This window comes from Hydrogenophaga sp. UC242_50, assembly GCF_042697355.1.
In the GTDB taxonomy this organism is placed as follows: Bacteria; Pseudomonadota; Gammaproteobacteria; order Burkholderiales; family Burkholderiaceae_C; genus Hydrogenophaga.
In genome coordinates this window covers 3,219,473-3,238,234 of sequence record NZ_CP170553.1, presented here as the reverse complement: position 1 = coordinate 3,238,234, position 18,762 = coordinate 3,219,473, and the positions used below count along the sequence as shown (strand labels likewise).

The following is an 18,762-nucleotide window of genomic DNA, read 5'->3' as shown; positions in this document are numbered from 1 at the left end:
GCCATGCGCACTTCTGCTTTCTCCTTTTCTTCCCTCCTCCTGCCACTGGCGCTGTGCGCCCAGCTGCTGGCCGCCGCGCCCGCGCACGCCCAGGCGGCCAAGTACGAGCTGGACCCGGACCACATCACCATCGCGTTCCTGGTGGACCACATCGGCTACGCCAAGGTGCTGGGCATGTTCCGCTCGGCGCGCGGCAGCTACCGCTTCGACGAGGCCACGGCCACGTTGTCGGACGTGCGCATCGAGGTGGAGACGGCCAGCGTCTTCAGCAACCAGCGCAAGCGCGACGAGCATCTGAAGGGCCCCGACTTCCTGAACAGCGGCGAGTTCCCGCGCATGGTGTTCACCGCCAGCAGCGCCAAACGCACCAGCGAGCGCAACTTCGAGATCAGCGGCCAACTGGAGCTGCTGGGCAAGTCGCAACCCCTCACGCTGCAGGCCACCTGGAACAAGAGCGCCGAGTCGCCCATGGGCGGCCCGCTGCGCAAGCCCTACACCATGGGCGTGTCCGCGCGCGGCAGCTTCAAGCGCAGCGCCTACGGCATGAACTACGCGGTGTCCAACGGCTGGGTCGGTGACGAGGTGCCGCTGATCATCGAGTTCGAAGCGGTGCGCCAGTGAGCGGCGCGCGCGCCGCGCCGCCGCGGTGGTTGCCGTGGCTGCTGCGCTTCGGCCTGGCGTTCGCGCTGCTCAACGCGCTGTGGACCTTCGAGAACCGCTGGCCGGGTTTCGGCGTGCGCACCATGCCGCGCCTGTCGTTCGAGCTGTGCCTGGCCGTGGTGGCGCTGATGGGCTGGGTGCTCTGGCGCGGCCGGCTCTCGGCGCGCGCGGCCACCGCGTTGTCCCTTGGCTTCGTCTTCCTGGTGCTGGTGCGTTACGCGGACGTGACGGCCCCGGCCGTGCTGGGCCGACCGGTCAATGTGTATTGGGACGGGCGCCACGCCGCCGAACTGCTGCGGCTGGCCGCCCAGACCCTGCCCGCTTGGCAGCTGCTGGGCCTGGCGCTGGCGCTGCTGCTGGGCGCGGTGCTGCTGGTGGGCCTGGTGCGCCACGCGATCTTGGTGCTGGCGCGGTGCCTGGCTTGGGAGCGCCCCCGGCCCTGGCTGCTGGCCGCCGTGGCCGCGTGCACGCTCAGTTTCGCCGCCTACGTGCCCGGTGAGCGCGACACCCGCTGGTTCTTCTCGCTGCCGCTCACACCCACGCTCGTGCACCAGAGCCAGTTGCTGGCGCGCGTGGCCCGGCCGGCCTCGGCCGAGTCGGTGCTGGGCGCGGGCCCGGCCTTCGACGGCGATCTCTCCGGCCTGATGGGGCCACGCGGCCCGGCGGACGTGCTGCTGGTGTTCGCCGAGTCCTATGGCACGGTGAGCTTCGACCGGCCCGAGCAGGCCGCCGGGCTGGTGGCGGCGCGCGCAGCGCTGGACGGAGCCATCCACGCCGGCGGCCGCACCGTGGTCAGCGCGCGCGTCACCGCGCCCACCTTCGGCGGTGCCTCGTGGCTGTCGCACGCCGCGCTGCTGGCCGGCGTGGACACCAGCGACCCGGGCGACCACGACCTGCTGCTCGCCAGCGACCGGCCCACGCTGGTGCGCCATTTCGCGCGCCATGGCTACCGCACCGTGGGCTGGATGCCCGGCCTCAAGCGCCCCTGGCCCGAGGGCGCCTTCTACGGCTTCGACCGCCTCGCGAAGGACGCCGACATGGGCTACACCGGGCCCGACTTCGGCTACTGGCGCATTCCCGACCAGGCGGCGCTGGCGCTGCTGCACACGCAGGAACTCGCGCCCACCACGGATCGCGCGCCGCGCTTCGTGGTGTTTCCGACCACCAGCACGCACGCGCCGTTTCACCCGCTCGCGCCCTTCGTGCCGGGCGGCTCGCTGCGCACCGGCCCCCAGACCTACGGCGCAGCGCAGGCCCTGGCCGCGCAGGCGGCGCCGCTGGCGGTGCGCGAGCCCCTGCCGCCCTACCTGGAGAGCCTGCGCTACCAGCACGCCTGGCTGGCGGACTACCTGAAGCAGCGCTCGGCGCGACCGCTGGTGATGGTGGTGGTGGGCGACCACCAGCCGCCCGCGCTGGTGAGCGGGCCCGCGGTGTCGTGGGACGTGCCAGTGCACGTGATCAGCGAGGACCGCGCCCTGCTGCAGCGCCTGCTGGGCAACGGCTTCGCGCCCGGCCTCACGCCGCCGGCGGAGGCGCTGGGGCCGATGCAGCGGCTGACCGAGGTGCTGCTGGCGGTGTTCAACGCGCCCGGGGCACACGAGGTGCAAGGCTTCGAGCACGTGGGCGCGCCCGCGAGCAGCGCGCCGCACACCGGGTCCTGAGGCGGCTCAGGCCACGAGCCAGGCGTGCACGTCGCCCGAGGGCGCGTCCGCCGGCAAGGCGCACAGCCAGCCGCGCATCGCCTCGGCAACCTCGCCTTCGGGCAGGAGCAGGTGCTGCCGCTCGCCCAGCGACACCGCATAACGGTAGCGCCCGGGCCCGGCCAGGGCTTCGAGCCGGTCGATGCAGCCCAGCGCCACGTCGCGCACGGCCGGCACGAACTCGAAGGACAGCGCCGGCAGGGGCTGGCTCAGGCCCATGAGCACCTCCAGCTCGAAACCCTCTACATCGATCTTCACGAAATCGGGCCGCCCGTGCGTGGCGATCAGCGCGTCCAGCGTGGTCACGGGCACGAGTGGCCCGGCTTCCCAGCGCACACCGCGGAACGACGGTGCCGCGCCCGCGCGCCGCACGAAATCGGTGGAGAGCGTGGCGCACGGTGGGCGTGCGCGGGCTGGCCATCAGGCGGGCTTCGCCGGGCGCGCGACCCCAGGGCCTGCGGCAGCAGCGCCACCTGCGCATCGTGACCGAAGCGGCGCCCGAGCAGCCGCACGAAATCGGGCTGCGGCTCCAGCGCGACCACGCGCGCGCCGAGCTGGCGGAACGCCGCCACGCGGTTGCCGGCATGGGCGCCGACGTCGAACGCCAGGCCACCCACCGGCAGGAAGCGGCGGTAGAAGCGCCGCAGCTGCGCGCCGCGCCAGGGGATGGCGCGGTATACGAGGAAGGAGCGCAGCAGGCCGAGCGGACGGTCGATCGCGCGGCTCATCGCGGGCGCTGGGGGGGCAAGGGGATGAGGATCATCTGGACGGTCCGGTTGGCCGGGTTCTCGGTGTCCTGCGCCGTCAGCGCCGGAAGGTCCTTCTTCGCCAGCGGGGCCACGAAGATGCGGGCCGCGCCAATGCCGCCCTGCTCGCGCAGCAGCTCGGCCACGCTGCGGGCGCGGCGCATCGCGAGCGCGTCGTTGAGCGCATCGCCCCCGACCGTGTCGGTGTGGGCCACGATCAGGACACCCACGTCGGGGTGCGCACGCAGGTGGTCGCGGGCCTTGTCGATGTCCGCCACGGCCTGCCGCGAGAGCTCGGCCTTGCCGGTCGCGAAGAGCACCGGCGGCAGCACCGGCAAGGGGTCGGCCGCCCCCACCGGCGAGGGGCTCGACGGCAGCACCACGTAGACCGTGGGCGCGCTGGCCGCCTCCTTCTTCGGCGCGTTGGAGGCCACCGCGAACACGGCGATGGAGATGATCGCCGCCAGGCCGGCCCAGAAGACGGTATCGATGCCTCTGGACACGCGCACATGCAGGCGCGTGAACGCGCTCCAGTGGTTGACGGCCGCCAGCGCGTCGGCCAGGCGGTCGTACTCCTCCTTGCGATCGACCTTCGTGGTGTCGGCCTGGTAGTGCTCCCAGGCCATGCGCTTCTCTTCGATCAGGCGGCTCACCGAATCGATGCGCGGGCTGTTCGGGTCGTTGGGGTTGCGCTTGGGCAGCAGCTCGTCCTTGCGCCGCGCGAACTCGGCCTGCACGGCGAGGATCTCGGGGTCCTGGGTGGTGTCGATCAGCAGGTTGGTGTACGCCAGATCGGGCGTGAGCACGAACAGCAGGCGGCGCACGGACCAGCCCAGCAGCAGCAACGACACGAGCAAGGCCAGCGAGGCCACGATCCAGCGCGGGCTGAACAGTTCGAGCGAGCCGTAGCCGGAAAACGGCGCACCGGCCAGCAGCACGCCGGCGATGCCGCCGAACACAGCGATCAGCGTCTTGACGTTGTCGCGCAGGCTGGCCTTGGCGACGACATAGGGATCGGCGGCGGCCATGGCGCCCTACTCCAGCGGATCGTTGTGCCAGAAGCGCAGCACGTCCAGGCCCAGGTCCGGCTCCTTCAGCAGCTTCTGCAGCCGGCCCAGTTCATGGCTGGCGTCGGGCGACGACAGGGTGCCGACGTCCACGTCCAGCACCGTGATCGCGCCGAAGCGCAGGGGCTTCACGCGCGTCACCCGCTGGCGCACCAGGCGCTGCAGGCTCTCCGGGTCCAGGCCCTTGAATTCGGCAAGCTTCCAGCGCTCGATGCCGGCGACCTCGACCACGAAGAGTTCGCGGGCGTCAAACGGCTCTTGCGTGCTGGATTCGATGAACATCACCCCCGGCGGCGTGGCCGGTTCGGGCGCGGGCGGTCGGGGCGGTGGTGGCGAGGGGGATGCCACCGGCGAGGGCGCGGGGGCCGGGCTGGCGGCAGGGCTGGGTTTGGCGCTGCCCCCGCCATCGCCGCCACCGGGGAGCTTCACTTCGATCCAGTCCTGTCCACACTGGATCTGGATCGTGCCGTACGGTGTGAAGGTGTATTCGATCGACATTCCGCGTCCCTCCTCAGGCACTGGAAGTCACGGGGATCCCGGCCGCCGGGGTCCCCTGACACAGCCTGTCGCAGAATATCACCTTCGTTTGCAAATGCCCATCCAGGGCGGGCGGCGGCCCCAGGCCAACCGAAGCGGGTTCTCGACCGTTACAGGGGCTTCACGCGCGCGGCCTGGGCCAGGGCCTGCAACTTCACGGTGTCGGCCGCGTAGAAGCGCGCGGCCTCCGGCAGCGACATGCGGGGTGGCACACGCCCGCCGACGGCCCGCACGGCCTGGCCCACGTCCGCGCTGCCCAGCGCCTCCACGACGACGCGGTGCAGGCGCGCGCTGAGGTCTTCATCCATCGCGGCGGGCACGAGCACGCCCACCCAGATGCTGGGATGGCCCACGTCGGGCGCCAGCCGGCTCTCGTCGAAGGTCGCGGCGGTGGGGAACCGGTCCAGCCGCTGCGCGGACAACACACCCAGCACCTTCATGCGGCCATCGGCCACCAGGCTGCCCAGCAAGGCGTCCACGGGCAGCACCGTGAAATCGATGGCGCCGCTGCGCAGATCGGCCAGCATGGGCATGCCGCCGCGGTAAGGCACGTGCGTGGCCTGGATGCCAGCGCTGGACAACAGCCGCTCCGTCACGAGGTGGAACAGCGAGCCCTGCCCCGTGCTGCCATAGCTCATGGGCCGCTCGCCACCCTGGCGCGCCAGGGCCACGAGCTCGTCCAGGTTGCTGGCCGGCAGGTCGGTGCGCGCGTACAGCGCCAGCGGCGAATCGTTGACCAGGCCCAGCAGGCGAAAGTCCGAAGGCTTGTAGCGGACGGCGCGCAGCGTGAGCGGCGCCAGCACGGTCTCGGAGGGCGACCCGATGAAGAGCGTGGAGCCGTCGCGCGCGGCCGCCAGCAGGCGGTTGGCGGCGATGGAGCCACTGGCGCCGGTGACGTTCTCCACCACCGCGGCGCGCCCTAGCCCCCGGCCCAGCGCGGGGGCCACGGCGCGGGCGAAGGCATCGGTCACGCCGCCGGCGGGTTGCGCCACCAGCACGGAGAGCGGGTGCGCGCGCGCCTGAGCCACCCCGCGCGGCATCGCGGCGAGCGAAGCCGCGCCCATGCCCGAAAGAGCGAATGCGCGGCGCGAAAGGTTCATGGGAATGGCGTGCAAAAATGGCTACGAGCATTATGGATGGCAACCCAACATGAAGAAGCCCAAGAACGGCCCGTCAGCGCCTGCGGCTCCCCAGAAACGGCCGACGCAGCGCGACATTGCGCAGGCCACCGGCCTGTCGCAAACCTCCGTGTCCCTGGTGCTCAACGGCGTGGAGCCGTCCACCGTGTCGGCGGAGGCGCGCGAACGCATCCAGGAAGCGGCCAGGCGGCTCGGCTACGTGCCCAACCGCATGGCCCGCAACCTGCAGTCCGCGCGCACGCTCACGCTGGCCTGCATCGTTCCCGACATCACGAACCCGACCTATCCAGCCCTGATCCGCGGCTTCCAGTCCGCCGCCGATGCGGCGGGCTACGACACCATGATCTTCGACACCGACGGCACGCCCGAGCGCGAGCAGCGGGCGCTGCAATGGCTGTCGCAGGGGCATGTGGACGGCGTGATGGCAGTGTTCTTCCACGTGCAGGAAACCGAGCTGCTGAAGGCCACGCGGGGACGCCTGGCCGTGGTGCAGATCGAAAGCCAGGCGCACAAACCATCGCGCACCATCGACAAGCTCTACATCAACAACGCGGCGGCGGCGCAGGCCATGACGCAGACCCTGATCGACAAGGGCCACCGGCGCATCGCCCTGCTGTCCGCCCCGCTGGGCCCGGGCGCGCAGCGGCAGCGCGGCTTTCGGGCCGCCATGCGGCAGGCGGGGCTGACGGCCCGCACCATCGCCGCCGACGACTTCACCCAGGCCGCCGGTGCGCGCGCGATGGTGGCCGAACTGGCGGGCGGCGACTTCCGCTGCAGCGCCGTCTTCGCCGCCAACGACCTGCTGGCCATCGGCGCCATGTCGGCCCTGCGCGCGGCGGGGCGGCGCATTCCCGAGGACGTGGCCGTGGCGGGCTTCGATGACATTCCCGCGGCCCAGTTGCTGCAGCCGCCCTTGACCACGGTGCGCCGATCCGAGCTGTCGATCGGCCGCATGGCCGCCGAGCTGCTCATCGGCCGGCTGAACGGTGCCGAGGCGGCCGAGGGGGGCCGCAATGTCGAATTGCCTTTCGAACTCGTGCTGCGCGACTCGGCCTGAGGCCGGCATCAACCACGAGGAAATTTCTGCAGATCGGCCACCATCAGGCCCGTGAACTCTTCGGTCATCCGAGAGCGGCTGACGTGCTGCGGGTAAGCCATGAGCACCTGCACAGGGCAACGCGGCGCGAGGGGCGCCACGTGCAAGTCCCGCGCGAACACCGAAGCCACATAGGGGTTCACGATGCCGATGCCCGCCCCCTCGGCGGCCATCAGGCAGATGGTGAACGAGTAGCTGGTGCGCACCCGCGCGGCGACGTCCACCCCGTGCGCCTGCAGCAGGCGCTGGACCTGGACCTGCGATTCGTCGTCGGCGTTCAGGGTGAGCAAGGATTGCCCTTTCAGGTCGCGCACATGCACGCGCGGCCGCTGGGCCAGCGCATGGCCCGGCGGCATCACGCACACCATCGGGGCCTGATGCAGCACGGTGCCGTCCAGCTCGGGGTGGGCCTGGGCGGCCGTGGACAGCACGGCATCGAAATTCCCGTGCAGCAGGCCCTCGCGCAGCTGGTGGGCGCTGGTGGTCTGCAGGTCCACATGCGCGTGCGGGTGGCGCCGGCAGAACTCGCCGATGACGCGCGGCAGAACGCTGAGGCCCAGCGCGGGCGTGCAGCCGATGCGCAGCGAACCGGAGCCGGACTTGCGCAGCTGGGCCACATGCTGCTCCACCCGGTCCAGGCCCAGGAACTGGCGCTGCACGAAGTCGAACAGCTCCCTCGCCTCCTTGGTGGGCACCAGCCGGCCCTTGGTGTGGTCGAACAGCTTGAGGCCGGTGGCCATGCCGACCTGGGACAACAGGCGGCTGACCGAGGGCTGGGTGGTGTTGAGCACGGCGGCCGCGGCCGTGGTGGTGCCGGTCTGCATGACGGCGCGGAAGGCTTCGATTTCGCGGAAATTGAGGGGTCTTGGCATGGCGGGGCGTCAGATCCACCCTATACCAGCAGTGCATAGGGTGCTCGCAAGAATGAATTATTCGGAATGATGCCCGATCCCTAGACTTTCTCCCAGGCCCCACCCCGAGGGCCCTCACAGGAGCACCATCCATGACCACCCGCATTCCCCGCCGCACCCTCGCCGCCGCCGGCCTGGCGGCCCTGGCCCTCGGCCCGCTGGCCGGCACCGCCGGGGCACAGGACTTCCCGAACCGCCCCATCCGCATCATCGTGCCGTTCACGGCCGGCGGCAGTTCCGACGTGCAGGGGCGGCTGCTCGCCGACCACCTGGGCAAGCTCTACAAGCAGTCCGTGGTCGTGGAAAACCGGCCCGGTGCCGGCGGACACATCGGCGGCAAGGCGGTGGTCGACGCTTCCCCCGATGGCTACACGCTGATGCTCGGCTCCATTGGCCTGCATGCCACCTATGGCGTGTACAGGAAGCTGCCCTACAACCCCGCCACCGACTTCAAGGTGCTGACCATCCTGGCGGAAATGCCGCATGTGGTGGTGGCGCAACGAGGCGCTGGCCGTGACGGACCTGAAGTCGCTGATCGCCCTGGGCCGCAAGTCGCCCGACGCGCTGAACTTCGGCTCGGCGGGCGTGGGGTCGTCCGTGCACATGATCGGCGAGCTGTTCAAGGCCTCGGCCGAGGTGCCCATGACCCACGTCGCCTACAAGGGGAGTTCCGCCGCGTTGAACGACCTGATGGGCGGGCAGATCCAGCTCATGTTCGAAAACCCGCCCACCGTGCTGGCCCATGTGCGCAACGGCCGGCTGAAGGCGCTGGCCGTCACGGGCAAGACCCGTTCCCCGGCCCTGCCTGACGTGCCCACCGTGGCGGAAGCCGCCATCCCGGGGTTTCTCGCGACCTCCTGGACCACGGTGGCCGTCGGTGCCCAGGTGCCGGATGCGCTGGCGAACAAGCTGAGCAACGACATCCGGGCCATCGTCTCCTCGCCGGCGTTCACGCAGGCGCTGGCCGCGCAAGGCATGACGCCCGCTGCGCAACACCCGCGAGGCGGCCACCCGCTTCGTCGCGGCCGAGAAACAGCGCTGGGACGGCATCATCGACAAAGCGAAGCTGGTGGCCGAATGACGAGCCATCCGCAGGCACCCTGCGCGGTGCGCCGGGTCGGATCGACCGACCAGCATTACTTTTTCGGCTACTACAACAAGAGCAACTGGCACCGCGGCGGCCGCTACCTGCTGGCGCAGCAGGTGCCGTTCAAGGACGCACCGCTCACGCCCACGCTGGAGGCCGGGATCGGCTATTTCGATCTGCAGGAGGGGGCGCGATTCCGCGAGCTCGATCGCACCCGCGCCTGGAACTGGCAGATGGGCAGCCAGCTGCAATGGCTGGATGGCCTGGGCGGGCGCCAGCTGATCTACAACGTGAGGACCACCGAGGCCGAGGCCCGCTACCCCCACTTCGGCGCCATCATCCTCGATGCCGACACCGGCGAGCGGCGCAGCCTGCCGCTGCCGGTCTACGTCGTGGCGCCGGACAGCCGCTACGCCCTGTGCGTGGACTACCGCCGGCTCTACCTCACCCACGAGACCATCGGCTACAGCGAGCCGGGCGCCCCCTTCGAACTGCCACGGGCTCCGGCCGAGGATGGCATCCACCGCATGGATCTGGCGACGGGCGAATCGCGCCTGCTGGTGAGCTACCGTCAGCTGCGCGACTTCCATCCGAAGCCATCGATGGACAAGGCCATCCACTGGGTCAGCCACATCGAGGTCAATCCCTCGTCCACGCGCGTGCTCTTCTTGCACCGCTGGACCGAGCGGATCAAGGACGAGACCTGCTTCCTCCACCGCCTGATCACCATGAACCCCGACGGCAGCGGCATGCGGCTGCTGGAGTGCTCGGACCACCCGCTGCCGCAACTGGACGAAGCCTTCGACCCCAGCGCCGTGGGCACCTTCGACTACGAGAAGTCCGAGTACCAGATCTCGCACCCGCTGTGGCGCAACGACCGCCAGGTCATCGTGTGGGGGCCGCATGCCGGCGAGATCCACTACCACCTGTACGACGACGCCGAGGGCGGTGCGGTGCAGGTGGTCGGGCGCGACGTGCTGACGGAGAACGGCCACATGACCTTCTCGCCGGTGGACGACCGCTGGTTGTTGAGCGACACCTACCCGGACGCGCGCACGCACGAGCGGATCCTGTTCCTCTACGACATGCAGACCGGCGCGCGCCACGACCTGGGCTCGTTCCACGCGGACCCGGCCCTGAGCAAGGAGAACCGCTGCGACCTGCATCCGCGCTGGAGCCGGGACGGCCGCCAGGTCTGCATCGACTCGGTGCACGGGGAAGGTCGGCAGATGTACATCGTGGACGTCGGTCACCTGACGGGGGTGGGCCCAGACCGGTGAGGGTGTGCCTTGTGTCCGATCCGTGTCCGGACAATAATATACGACGTATAAATAAGGACACCGAATGACCACCGCACACGTTTTCATCGCCACCAGCCTGGACGGCTTCATCGCGCGCCAGGACGGCGACATCGACTGGCTGCTGCAACGCGACGATCCCGCCGAGGACCACGGCTACACCGCGTTCATCGCCGACAAGGAGATGATCGTGATGGGCCGGGGCAGCTTCGAAAAGGCACTGAGCTTCGACACCTGGCCCTACGACCGGCCCGTCATGGTGCTCTCCAGGCAGTTGGCCGACGCGCCCGTGCCCGAAGCGCTGAAGGGCAAGGTCCGCTTCTCCAGCCTCGCGCCCCGGGACGCGATGGAGCACCTGGCCGAACAGAACGTGCGCCGGGTCTATGTGGATGGAGGGCAGGTGGTGCAGTCCTTCCTGCGCGAGGGTTTGATCGCCGACATGGTGGTCACCACGGTCCCTGTGCTGATCGGGTCGGGAAGGCCGCTGTTCGGCGCGTTGGCACAGGACGTGGCCTGGCGCCTGGTCGCGCAGCCGCAGCTTTCCTTCCGGCCTGGTGCAATCCACCTACCGGCTCGCCCCATGAACCGACCACGGGGGCGCCCGGCCCAGGGGACGGGGGTGGCCCGCGACGACATCCTGACGGCGGCGCTGGCGCTGCTGGATGAAAGCGGTGGGCAAGGCTTGACGATGCGCGCCCTGGCCACGCGGCTGGGCGTCACGCCGATGAGCCTCTACCACCACGTGGAGAACCACGCCGGGCTGCTGCGGGCGCTGTCGGATCGCGTGTATGCCGAGGTGCTGGAGGGTGCGCCAGGGCTGGCCGCCCCTCGGGCAGACCTGCAGGCGATCCTGACCCGCTACCACGGCGCCGTGGGCCGCCATCCGCAACTGACGCTGGCCATCTTCGCCACGCCGGAGGCCTTCGCCGGGGTGACGCGCCAGATCACCGATCGCCTGGGCCTGCTGCTGGCGCAGATCACGGCCGAGCCCGACCTGTGGCGCGACGTGCTGGTGGACCATGCCCACGGCAGCGGCCTGGCCCTGGCCTCGGCCCACGGCGATCCGAAGCGGGCCCAGGCCCTGCAGGCGGACTACCGACTGGCCCTCGACCGCCTGCTGGACCGTTTGACGGCGCCCTGACGGCGCCGGGCTCAATCGAAGGTCACCGTCGCCCTCAGCTCGTCCCTGGCTTCCCGGATCGCGGCCAGGTGCGCGGCCCGAAAGGCTTCCATCGACATCCGCTCCGCGCGCACCGACAGGCTCACCGCGGCGATCGTCTTGTCCGAGTTGCTGGAGATCGGCACCGCGATGGAGCGCACGCCCAGCTCCAGCTCTTCGTCGCACTCGGCCCATCCGAAGGTCCGGCAATGCTCCACCTGGCCCGTCGCGGAGGCGATGTCCTGCACCGTCTTCGGCGTCCAGGGGTCCAGGGGGGTGGTCGCGAGGTAGCTCACCACGTCCTCGCGGGGCAGCGTCGACAGCACCGCCCGGCCCAGCGCGGAGCAGAAAGCCGGCAGGCGCGACCCGATGCCCAGCCCGGTCGACAGCGTGCGCCGGCCCGTGGACCTGGCAATGATGAGGACCTCGTGGTCCAGCAGCAAGCCCAGCGAGGCGGACTGGCGCGTGCGATCGGCCAGCTTGTCGAGCACCGGCTGCGCCACCTGGGGCGCCGGTCTCGACATGAGGTACGACCTGGCCAGCAGCAAGGTGCGCGGCGCCACCCAGAAGCGTTTGCCATCGCTGTGCAGGTAGTCGAGTTCGTGCAGCGTCAGCAGAAGCCGGCGCGCCGTGGCCGGTGTGTAACCCGTCAGGCGCGCCACTTCGGACAGGTTCAGCTTGGCGTGCTTGCGCTCGAAGCAGAGCAGGACCTTCAGCCCCTTCTCCAGGGACGCGATGAAATCGCGCGGGTGCGATCGTTGGGCGTCGATCATGGTCGCATTATTGCGCAATGCGCAAAACCGCATTGCTTCAGAACGACCCTGTCGACAGAATTCGCTGGCTGTTCCGATGCCTCGCCCGACCAGGTGGGCACCGGGCAGGCTCCCCCAACTTTCAGAGCGCCCAACCATGATCAAGAGACGACAACTTCTAGGCATCGCACCGCTGCTGGCGGTCCCCCTCCTCGCGCGTGCGAACGACTATCCCCGCATGCCCATCAACCTGGTGACGCCGCTGGCCGCGGGCGATGCGGCGGACCGGGCCGCGCGCCTGATGGGGCAGGAGCTTTCGAGGTTGCTGGGCACCGCCGTGACGGTGGCGAACCGCCCCGGTGCCGGTGGCTCCCTGGGCACCCAATCCGTCATCCGCGCGCCCAAGGACGGCTACACCCTGCTCTACGCGCAGAACAGCCCGCTGACCATCCGGCGCGTGATCGAACCGGATGCCGCCAACTACGATCCCTTGAAGGACCTCGTGCCTCTGGCCTTGACCACCCGAAGCCCTTCGGTGCTGGTGACCTACAAGGACGCGCCCTTCAAGACCGTGAAGGAAATGATCGAGCAGGCGCCCAAGAGCGCCCACGGCATCCGCATCGGCAACGCCGGTCCCGGCTCCGTCGGCGAAATCAGCGTGCAGTTGATGAACGCGGCCACCGGCGCCTCGTTGAGCTCCGTGAACTACAAGGGCGCGGCACCCGCCGTCACCGACCTGCTCGGCGGCCACATCGATGCCGTCGTTCTCGCGCTGGGGGCGGTCAGCGCCCACATGCGCACCGGCGCGTTGCGCGCCCTGGCCATCTCTTCGCCCTTCCCCGAGTTCCCCAACGTGCCCACGCTGCGCCAGGCGGGCTACAAGGCCGACCTTCTGGGCGTGTGGTTCGGCTTCTTCATGCCCGCCGGTGTTCCCAAGGACGTGCTCGACAAGATCGTCCCCGCCCTGGAAGAGGTCGCCCGCAACGCCAGCATCTCGGCGCAGCTGCTGCCGGCGGGGATCGTGCAGGAATGGGGCTCCGCCAGGGCCCTTTCCGAAGAAATCACCAACGAGTACCGGGCCGTCAGCGAGTTGCTCGGCCCGGCGTCCAAGAACACCAAATGAAAGCGGTTGTGATGTCAAAGGGTATTCATGTGGCCATCGTGGGCGGTGGCATCGGCGGTCTCGCCGCCGCGGTCGCGTTGCGCCATCGGGGGATCAGCGTCGCGGTGTACGAACAGTCGGGCGTGTTGCGAGAGGTCGGTGCGGGCATCTTCGTCTACCCCAACAGCCTGAGGCAACTGGAGCGCATGGGCCTGGGCGATGCCCTCGCCCGCGTGGGCGCCAAGGTCGGCGCCGGGTCCGAGTACTACCGCATGGACGGCACGGTCGTGGGCAAGATCCTGACCACCGACTCCAGTGGCTGGAGCGGCATGTACGGCATGCACAGGGCCGACATCCTGAAGGTGCTGGCGGACGCGCTCCCACCCAGCTCGATCCACACCGGCCATCGGTGCGTCGACTTCAGCCAGGACGAGCACGGCGCCCGCCTGGTCTTCGAGAACGGCCATGTGGCGAACGCCGATGTGGTGATCGCCGCCGACGGCATCAACTCGGTCTTGCAGAAGCACGTCGTCGAGCCGTCCGCCCCAGAGTACGCCGGCTTCCGGGCGTACCGGGGCCTGATCTCCGCGGACAAGCTCCCCGAGTGGCGGCGCGAGGCGCACCAGGTCTGGATGGGCGATGGCAAGCACTTCATGGTGTTTCCCGTCCGCGGTGGCGAACTGGTGAACTACGTCGGCTTCGTGCCGACGACCAGCGAGACCGCCGAGTCCTGGTCCGCCATCGGCGACCGCGACGAACTCGCCGCCTCGTTCACCGGCTGGGATCCCCGCGTGACCGGCCTGCTGGACAAGGTGGAGACCTGCTTCTGGTGGGGCCTCTACGACCGCAAGCCGCTAGGCCAATGGGTGAACGGACGCCTGGCACTGCTGGGCGATGCCGCCCACCCCATGCTGCCCCACCTGGGCCAGGGCGCGAACCAGGCCATCGAAGACGGCACGGCCTTGGCCGTTCTGCTGCAGACCTGCGCCGAAGGCCGCTCCGTGAAGGACGCGCTCAAGCGCTACGAGGCGCTGCGCCGCCCGCGCACGTCCATGGTGCAGGCGGAGGCCCGCAAGAACGGCATGCGCTACGACTCCAAGTACGCGGACCTGGGCCAGCGCGATCGGGAGATCGCGAACTCCGCCACGCTGCGCAAATCGCTCTACGACCACGACATCGAGAAGGAAGCCCTCGAGTCCCTGAGCCTCGATGGGGTGTCGGCCTGAGCACCCAGGCGTCGCATCGCCGCCTCCATTCGGGGGCGGCGTTGGCGACGACGCTTACTCCCACTCGATGGTCGCTGGCGGTTTGGAGCTCACGTCGTAGGTCACGCGGTTGATGCCGCGCACCTCGTTGATGATGCGGCCGCTGACCTTCTTGAGCAGCGCGTAGGGCAGCTCGGCCCAGTCGGCGGTCATGAAGTCGCTGGTCTGCACCGCGCGCAGCGCCACCACGTAGTCGTAGGTGCGGCCATCGCCCATCACGCCCACGCTCTTGACCGGCAGGAACACGGTGAAGGCCTGGCTGGTGAGCTCGTACCAGGTCTTGCCGCTGTGCGGGTCGACGGTGGAGCGCAGTTCCTCGATGAAGATGGCGTCGGCCCGGCGCAGCAGGTCGGCGTAATCCTTCTTGACTTCGCCCAGGATGCGCACGCCCAGGCCCGGCCCCGGGAACGGGTGGCGGTAGACCATGTCGTGCGGCAGGCCCAGCGCCACGCCCAATTCGCGCACCTCGTCCTTGAACAGGTCGCGCAGGGGTTCGAGCAGTTTCAGGCCCAGTTGCTCGGGCAGGCCACCCACGTTGTGGTGGCTCTTGATGGTCACGGCCTTCTTGCTCTTGGCCCCACCGGATTCGATCACATCCGGGTAAATAGTGCCTTGTGCCAACCACTTGGCGCCTTTTGTTGAAGCACCACTTGAAATGAGTTTGGCGGCTTCCGCCTTGAACACCTCGACGAATTCGCGGCCGATGATCTTGCGCTTGGCCTCCGGATCGCTCACGCCGGCGAGGTGGCCGAGGAACTGGTCGGCCGCGTCCACCCGGATCACCTTGGCGTGCAGCTTGCCGACGAACATGTCCATCACCATGTCCCCTTCGTTCAGGCGCAGCAGGCCGTGGTCGACGAAGACGCAGGTGAGCTGGTCGCCGATGGCGCGGTGGATCAGCGCAGCCGCCACGGAGGAATCGACGCCGCCGGACAGGCCCAGAATGACCTCTTCGTCGCCCACCTGCTGGCGGATTTTCTCCACCGCCTCGGCGATGTGGTCGCGCATCACCCAGTCGGGGTTGGTGCCGCAGATCTCGAGCACGAAGCGCTCCAGCAGCGCCCGGCCCTGCACGGTGTGCGTGACCTCGGGGTGGAACTGCACCGCGTAGAAGCGGCGCTCCTCGTCGGCCATGCCGGCGATCGGGCAGCTCGCCGTGCTGGCCATGAGCTTGAAGCCCGGGGGCAGCTCGGTGACCTTGTCGCCGTGGCTCATCCACACCTTGAGCATGCCGTGGCCTTCGGGGGTGGTGAAGTCGGCGATGTTCTTGAGCAGCGCCGTGTGGCCCCGGGCGCGCACTTCGGCGTAGCCGAACTCGCGCGTGTGCGAGCCTTCCACCTTGCCACCCAGCTGCTGCGCCATGGTCTGCATGCCGTAGCAGATGCCCAGCACGGGAATGCCCAGCTCGTACACCGCCTCGGGCGCCTTGTCGTCCACCTCGTACACGCTGGCGTGGCTGCCGGAGAGGATCACGCCCTTGAGCTGGCCGTCGGCGGCGAACTCGCGCACCCACTCGCTGCTGACGTCGCAGGGGTGCACTTCGCAGTACACGTGGGCTTCGCGCACGCGGCGGGCAATCAGCTGGGTGACCTGGGAACCGAAATCGAGGATGAGGATTTTCTGGTGCTGCATGGGGTGTAAGTGGGTGCGGCGAGAAAAGAAAAAGGCCGTCTCGCTGGACGGCCTGCTGGGGCGGTGGGTTTCACTCCGCCCGGTAGTTCGGGGCTTCCTTGGTGATCTGCACGTCGTGCACGTGGCTTTCGCGGATGCCGGCCGAGGTGATCTCGACGAATTCGGCCTTGTCGCGCATGTCCTCGATGCTCGGGCAACCGCAGTAGCCCATGGCCGCGCGCAGGCCGCCGGCCATCTGGAAGATGATGGAGACCACCGAGCCCTTGTAGGGCACACGGCCTTCGATGCCCTCGGGCACCAGCTTGTCGGCATTGGGGTTGCCGGTGCTGCTTTCCTGGAAGTAGCGGTCGGCGCTGCCCTGCTGCATGGCGCCGATCGAGCCCATGCCTCGGTAGCTCTTGTAGCTGCGGCCCTGGTACAGCACGATCTCGCCCGGCGCCTCTTCGGTGCCGGCGAACATGCCGCCCATCATCACGGTGTTGGCGCCGGCCGCGATGGCCTTGGCGATGTCACCGCTGTAGCGGATGCCGCCGTCGGCGATCATCGGCACGCCGGTGCCCCGCAACGCGGTGGCCACGTTGTCGATCGCCATGATCTGCGGCACGCCCACGCCGGCCACGATGCGGGTAGTGCAGATCGAGCCCGGGCCGATGCCGACCTTGACCGCGTCGGCACCGGCTTCCACCAGGGCCAGCGCGGCGGCGCCGGTGGCGATGTTGCCGCCGATCACGTCGATCTGCGGGTAGTTCTGCTTGACCCAGCGCACGCGGTCGAGCACGCCCTTGCTGTGGCCGTGGGCGGTGTCGACCACGATGGCGTCCACGCCGGCCTTGACCAGCGCTTCCACACGTTCCTCGGTGCCCTCGCCCACGCCCACCGCCGCGCCCACGCGCAGGCGGCCGGCGGCGTCGCGCGCGGCGTTGGGGAAGTTGAGCTGCTTGGTGATGTCCTTCACCGTGATCAGGCCCTTGAGCTCGAAGGCGTCGTTCACCAGCAGCAGGCGTTCCAGCTTGTGCTTGTTGAGCAGTTTCTTGGCCTCGGCGGGCGTGGTGCCGTCGGGCATGGTGACCAGGCGCTCGCGCGGCGTCATGATCTCGCTCACCGGCAGGTCGTAGCGGGTCTCGAAGCGCAGGTCACGGCCGGTGACGATGCCCACCACCTTGCCGGCGTCGACCACCGGGAAGCCGGAGACGCCCAGGTCGTCCGAGAGCTTCATGACCTGGCGGATCGTGGTCTGGGGAGAAATCACCACCGGGTCGCGCAGCACGCCCGATTCGTAGCGCTTGACCTTGGCCACGTGGGCCGCCTGTTCCTGCGCCGTGAGGTTCTTGTGCACGATGCCGATGCCGCCTTCCTGGGCGATCGCGATCGCCAGACGGGCTTCGGTGACGGTGTCCATGGCCGCGGAGACCAGGGGCAGGTTCAGCTGGATGTTGCGGGAGAACTGGGTGGCAAGCGAGGCGTCCTTGGGCAGGACCTGGGAGTACGCTGGCACCAGCAACACGTCGTCGAAGGTGAGCGCTTTGCCGAGGAGGCGCATGGGTAAAGCTCCAAAAGCGTCGATTGTAGCCGGCCGACCTTCGGGCAAACCCGCACACCCCGTCCCACCCCGGGTACCGCTCAGGCTCGAAAAGCTACCGCTCCTGCGGCTTGTGGCCGATAAAACCGCAGATGCCACCATGCGCGCAGGGGCCCGCCGCTAAACTCCGCCAATGCCTCAAAAACGCCCTTCGAAGCCGTCCTGGCGAGCCCCTCTGGCGGCGGGATTCCTGCTGCTGGCCTGCTCGATCGCCTCCGCGCAATGGGTCTGGAAGGAAGGTGATCGCAAGGTGTTCAGCGACACCGCGCCCCCCGCCAGCGTGCCCGACAAGAACATCCTCAAGCGCCCCGGCGGCGGCAGCGCCCCGATGCCCGCGCCGGCCGCGGTCGCGCCCGCCAGCACCGAGACCGGCGCAGCGTCCCCCGCGGGTGCGGCGCCTCAGGCGGCAGCCCCTCAACTGCCCACGGTCGACAAGGAACTCGAGGCCAAGAAGAAACAGACCGAACAGACCGAGGCCGCTCGCCAGAAGGCCGAGGAGCAGCGCGTCGCGCAGGCGCGCACCGAGAGTTGCAACCGCGCCAAACAGGCCAAGGCCACCCTGGATTCCGGCGTGCGCCTGGCCACCACCAACGCCAAGGGCGAGCGCGAGATCATGGACGACAAGGCCCGCACCGCCGAGGCCAAGCGGCTGGATGACGTGATGCGCGGCAACTGCGGGCCGATGCCCAAGTCCGGCCCTCAGTAACCGGCCTTCGACCCCGGGCGCCGGCGGGCGAACAGCCCCGTGGAGCGCGCGCCCTGCCCCATGAAGCGTTCGCGGCGCGCCACCTTCGGGTCCACCCGCAACCCACGCACCACCTCCACCCGATCACCCTCGCGCAACATCCGGTCCCAACCGGCCTTGCGCCCCCAGATGCCGAGCGCCAGCGGTTCGGCCTCGATGTCGGGAAAGCGCCGCAGCCAACCCGCCTGATCGAGCGCCTGGCGCAGCGTGCACCCCTCGGGCACATCGAGCACCTCTTCCACCACCTCGCGGGGTGCCGGAGCGTGCATCAGTGTGATCTTCATGGG

18 protein-coding genes and 2 pseudogenes are annotated in these 18,762 nt (G+C 69.5%); 10 read left to right on the top strand and 10 right to left on the bottom strand.

From position 1 onward, the window contains the following. Window positions 1-3: 3 nt before the first annotated feature. Window positions 4-621: a YceI family protein gene (locus ACFJGX_RS16635; RefSeq protein WP_291117172.1), complete on the top strand. Its 618-nt coding sequence runs from the start codon at window positions 4-6 to the stop codon at window positions 619-621. A 29-nt stretch (window positions 622-650) separates the two neighbouring features. Further along, the gene (locus ACFJGX_RS16630; protein WP_382325053.1) at window positions 651-2,321 is read left to right on the top strand and encodes a sulfatase-like hydrolase/transferase; all 1,671 of its coding nucleotides are present in this window, start codon (window positions 651-653) and stop codon (window positions 2,319-2,321) included. Window positions 2,322-2,327: 6 nt separating this feature from the next. On the opposite strand, the gene ACFJGX_RS16625 is transcribed toward ACFJGX_RS16630, so the two are convergent. The 5 genes from ACFJGX_RS16625 to ACFJGX_RS16605 all read right to left on the bottom strand — a co-directional run bounded on the left by ACFJGX_RS16625 (window position 2,328) and on the right by ACFJGX_RS16605 (window position 5,810). Beyond that, window positions 2,328-2,666: an FkbM family methyltransferase gene (locus ACFJGX_RS16625; protein ID WP_382326581.1), complete on the bottom strand. Its 339-nt coding sequence runs from the start codon at window positions 2,664-2,666 to the stop codon at window positions 2,328-2,330. Continuing rightward, window positions 2,663-3,088 (bottom strand): hypothetical protein, encoded by a 426-nt coding sequence (locus ACFJGX_RS16620; protein WP_382326579.1) that lies wholly within the window; start codon window positions 3,086-3,088, stop codon window positions 2,663-2,665. Before ACFJGX_RS16620 ends, ACFJGX_RS16625 begins: the two co-directional genes overlap by 4 nt. Next, a complete protein-coding gene (locus ACFJGX_RS16615; protein WP_291117181.1) occupies window positions 3,085-4,134 on the bottom strand; it encodes an OmpA family protein in 1,050 nt (349 codons plus the stop codon). The genes ACFJGX_RS16620 and ACFJGX_RS16615 overlap by 4 nt, the downstream gene beginning before the upstream one ends. Window positions 4,135-4,140: 6 nt before the next feature. Then, a complete protein-coding gene (locus ACFJGX_RS16610; protein ID WP_382325058.1) occupies window positions 4,141-4,671 on the bottom strand; it encodes a hypothetical protein in 531 nt (176 codons plus the stop codon). Between the two features lie 149 nt (window positions 4,672-4,820). Then, entirely contained in the window at window positions 4,821-5,810 is a 990-nt protein-coding gene (locus ACFJGX_RS16605) for a Bug family tripartite tricarboxylate transporter substrate binding protein (protein ID WP_382325060.1), read from the bottom strand. 49 nt (window positions 5,811-5,859) lie between these two features. On the opposite strand from ACFJGX_RS16605, the gene ACFJGX_RS16600 reads away from it, so the two are divergent. Continuing rightward, window positions 5,860-6,906, top strand: a complete 1,047-nt coding sequence (locus ACFJGX_RS16600) for a LacI family DNA-binding transcriptional regulator (RefSeq protein ID WP_382325062.1) — start codon at window positions 5,860-5,862, stop codon at window positions 6,904-6,906. Window positions 6,907-6,914: 8 nt separating this feature from the next. On the opposite strand, the gene ACFJGX_RS16595 is transcribed toward ACFJGX_RS16600, so the two are convergent. Further along, window positions 6,915-7,817, bottom strand: coding sequence for a LysR substrate-binding domain-containing protein (locus tag ACFJGX_RS16595; RefSeq protein WP_382325064.1), 903 nt, complete (start codon window positions 7,815-7,817; stop codon window positions 6,915-6,917). Between the two features lie 131 nt (window positions 7,818-7,948). On the opposite strand from ACFJGX_RS16595, the pseudogene ACFJGX_RS16590 reads away from it, so the two are divergent. From ACFJGX_RS16590 to ACFJGX_RS16575, 4 genes and pseudogenes are all read left to right on the top strand, one after another. After that, window positions 7,949-8,937: pseudogene (locus ACFJGX_RS16590) on the top strand (Bug family tripartite tricarboxylate transporter substrate binding protein). After that, the gene (locus ACFJGX_RS16585) at window positions 8,934-10,223 is read left to right on the top strand and encodes a hypothetical protein (protein WP_382325066.1); all 1,290 of its coding nucleotides are present in this window, start codon (window positions 8,934-8,936) and stop codon (window positions 10,221-10,223) included. The pseudogene ACFJGX_RS16590 and the gene ACFJGX_RS16585 overlap by 4 nt, the downstream one beginning before the upstream one ends. 64 nt (window positions 10,224-10,287) lie before the next feature. Beyond that, window positions 10,288-10,825, top strand: a pseudogene (locus ACFJGX_RS16580) (dihydrofolate reductase family protein). After that, the gene (locus tag ACFJGX_RS16575; RefSeq protein WP_382325068.1) at window positions 10,822-11,382 is read left to right on the top strand and encodes a TetR/AcrR family transcriptional regulator; all 561 of its coding nucleotides are present in this window, start codon (window positions 10,822-10,824) and stop codon (window positions 11,380-11,382) included. The pseudogene ACFJGX_RS16580 and the gene ACFJGX_RS16575 overlap by 4 nt, the downstream one beginning before the upstream one ends. A gap of 11 nt (window positions 11,383-11,393) precedes the next feature. Here the strand turns inward: ACFJGX_RS16575 and ACFJGX_RS16570 are convergent, their stop codons facing one another. Next, entirely contained in the window at window positions 11,394-12,173 is a 780-nt protein-coding gene (locus ACFJGX_RS16570; protein ID WP_382325070.1) for an IclR family transcriptional regulator C-terminal domain-containing protein, read from the bottom strand. Window positions 12,174-12,390: 217 nt separating this feature from the next. On the opposite strand from ACFJGX_RS16570, the gene ACFJGX_RS16565 reads away from it, so the two are divergent. Both ACFJGX_RS16565 and ACFJGX_RS16560 read left to right on the top strand, forming a co-directional pair. Beyond that, a complete protein-coding gene (locus ACFJGX_RS16565; protein ID WP_382157593.1) occupies window positions 12,391-13,275 on the top strand; it encodes a tripartite tricarboxylate transporter substrate binding protein in 885 nt (294 codons plus the stop codon). Between the two features lie 11 nt (window positions 13,276-13,286). Next, window positions 13,287-14,480 (top strand): FAD-dependent monooxygenase, encoded by a 1,194-nt coding sequence (locus ACFJGX_RS16560; protein WP_382325072.1) that lies wholly within the window; start codon window positions 13,287-13,289, stop codon window positions 14,478-14,480. Window positions 14,481-14,534: 54 nt separating this feature from the next. Here the strand turns inward: ACFJGX_RS16560 and guaA are convergent, their stop codons facing one another. Together guaA and guaB are read right to left on the bottom strand one after the other, a co-directional pair. After that, a complete protein-coding gene (gene guaA / locus ACFJGX_RS16555) occupies window positions 14,535-16,151 on the bottom strand; it encodes a glutamine-hydrolyzing GMP synthase (RefSeq protein WP_382157590.1) in 1,617 nt (538 codons plus the stop codon). Between the two features lie 70 nt (window positions 16,152-16,221). Further along, a complete protein-coding gene (gene guaB / locus ACFJGX_RS16550; protein WP_291115661.1) occupies window positions 16,222-17,691 on the bottom strand; it encodes an IMP dehydrogenase in 1,470 nt (489 codons plus the stop codon). Window positions 17,692-17,863: 172 nt separating this feature from the next. Here guaB and ACFJGX_RS16545 point away from each other — a divergent pair, with 172 nt between their 5' ends. Then, window positions 17,864-18,436, top strand: a complete 573-nt coding sequence (locus tag ACFJGX_RS16545; RefSeq protein ID WP_382325074.1) for a DUF4124 domain-containing protein — start codon at window positions 17,864-17,866, stop codon at window positions 18,434-18,436. On the opposite strand, the gene ACFJGX_RS16540 is transcribed toward ACFJGX_RS16545, so the two are convergent. Beyond that, complete coding sequence (locus tag ACFJGX_RS16540; protein WP_382325076.1) at window positions 18,430-18,759, bottom strand: RnfH family protein; 330 nt, start codon at window positions 18,757-18,759, stop codon at window positions 18,430-18,432. The genes ACFJGX_RS16545 and ACFJGX_RS16540 overlap by 7 nt on opposite strands. Window positions 18,760-18,762: the final 3 nt, after the last annotated feature.

Excerpts from the sequence above, each read along its gene's own strand:
- ACFJGX_RS16540 (WP_382325076.1), bottom strand. The coding sequence starts at position 18,759 with ATGAAGATCACACTGATGCACGCTCCGGCACCCCGCGAGGTGGTGGAA.
- guaA (WP_382157590.1), bottom strand. The coding sequence starts at position 16,151 with ATGCAGCACCAGAAAATCCTCATCCTCGATTTCGGTTCCCAGGTCACC.
- ACFJGX_RS16595 (WP_382325064.1), bottom strand. The coding sequence starts at position 7,817 with ATGCCAAGACCCCTCAATTTCCGCGAAATCGAAGCCTTCCGCGCCGTC.
- ACFJGX_RS16615 (WP_291117181.1), bottom strand. The coding sequence starts at position 4,134 with ATGGCCGCCGCCGATCCCTATGTCGTCGCCAAGGCCAGCCTGCGCGAC.
- guaB (WP_291115661.1), bottom strand. The coding sequence starts at position 17,691 with ATGCGCCTCCTCGGCAAAGCGCTCACCTTCGACGACGTGTTGCTGGTG.
- ACFJGX_RS16585 (WP_382325066.1), top strand. The coding sequence starts at position 8,934 with ATGACGAGCCATCCGCAGGCACCCTGCGCGGTGCGCCGGGTCGGATCG.
- ACFJGX_RS16545 (WP_382325074.1), top strand. The coding sequence starts at position 17,864 with ATGCCTCAAAAACGCCCTTCGAAGCCGTCCTGGCGAGCCCCTCTGGCG.
- ACFJGX_RS16560 (WP_382325072.1), top strand. The coding sequence starts at position 13,287 with ATGTCAAAGGGTATTCATGTGGCCATCGTGGGCGGTGGCATCGGCGGT.
- ACFJGX_RS16605 (WP_382325060.1), bottom strand. The coding sequence starts at position 5,810 with ATGAACCTTTCGCGCCGCGCATTCGCTCTTTCGGGCATGGGCGCGGCT.
- ACFJGX_RS16635 (WP_291117172.1), top strand. The coding sequence starts at position 4 with ATGCGCACTTCTGCTTTCTCCTTTTCTTCCCTCCTCCTGCCACTGGCG.
- ACFJGX_RS16610 (WP_382325058.1), bottom strand. The coding sequence starts at position 4,671 with ATGTCGATCGAATACACCTTCACACCGTACGGCACGATCCAGATCCAG.
- ACFJGX_RS16565 (WP_382157593.1), top strand. The coding sequence starts at position 12,391 with ATGCCCATCAACCTGGTGACGCCGCTGGCCGCGGGCGATGCGGCGGAC.
- ACFJGX_RS16575 (WP_382325068.1), top strand. The coding sequence starts at position 10,822 with ATGAACCGACCACGGGGGCGCCCGGCCCAGGGGACGGGGGTGGCCCGC.
- ACFJGX_RS16620 (WP_382326579.1), bottom strand. The coding sequence starts at position 3,088 with ATGAGCCGCGCGATCGACCGTCCGCTCGGCCTGCTGCGCTCCTTCCTC.
- ACFJGX_RS16570 (WP_382325070.1), bottom strand. The coding sequence starts at position 12,173 with ATGATCGACGCCCAACGATCGCACCCGCGCGATTTCATCGCGTCCCTG.
- ACFJGX_RS16600 (WP_382325062.1), top strand. The coding sequence starts at position 5,860 with ATGAAGAAGCCCAAGAACGGCCCGTCAGCGCCTGCGGCTCCCCAGAAA.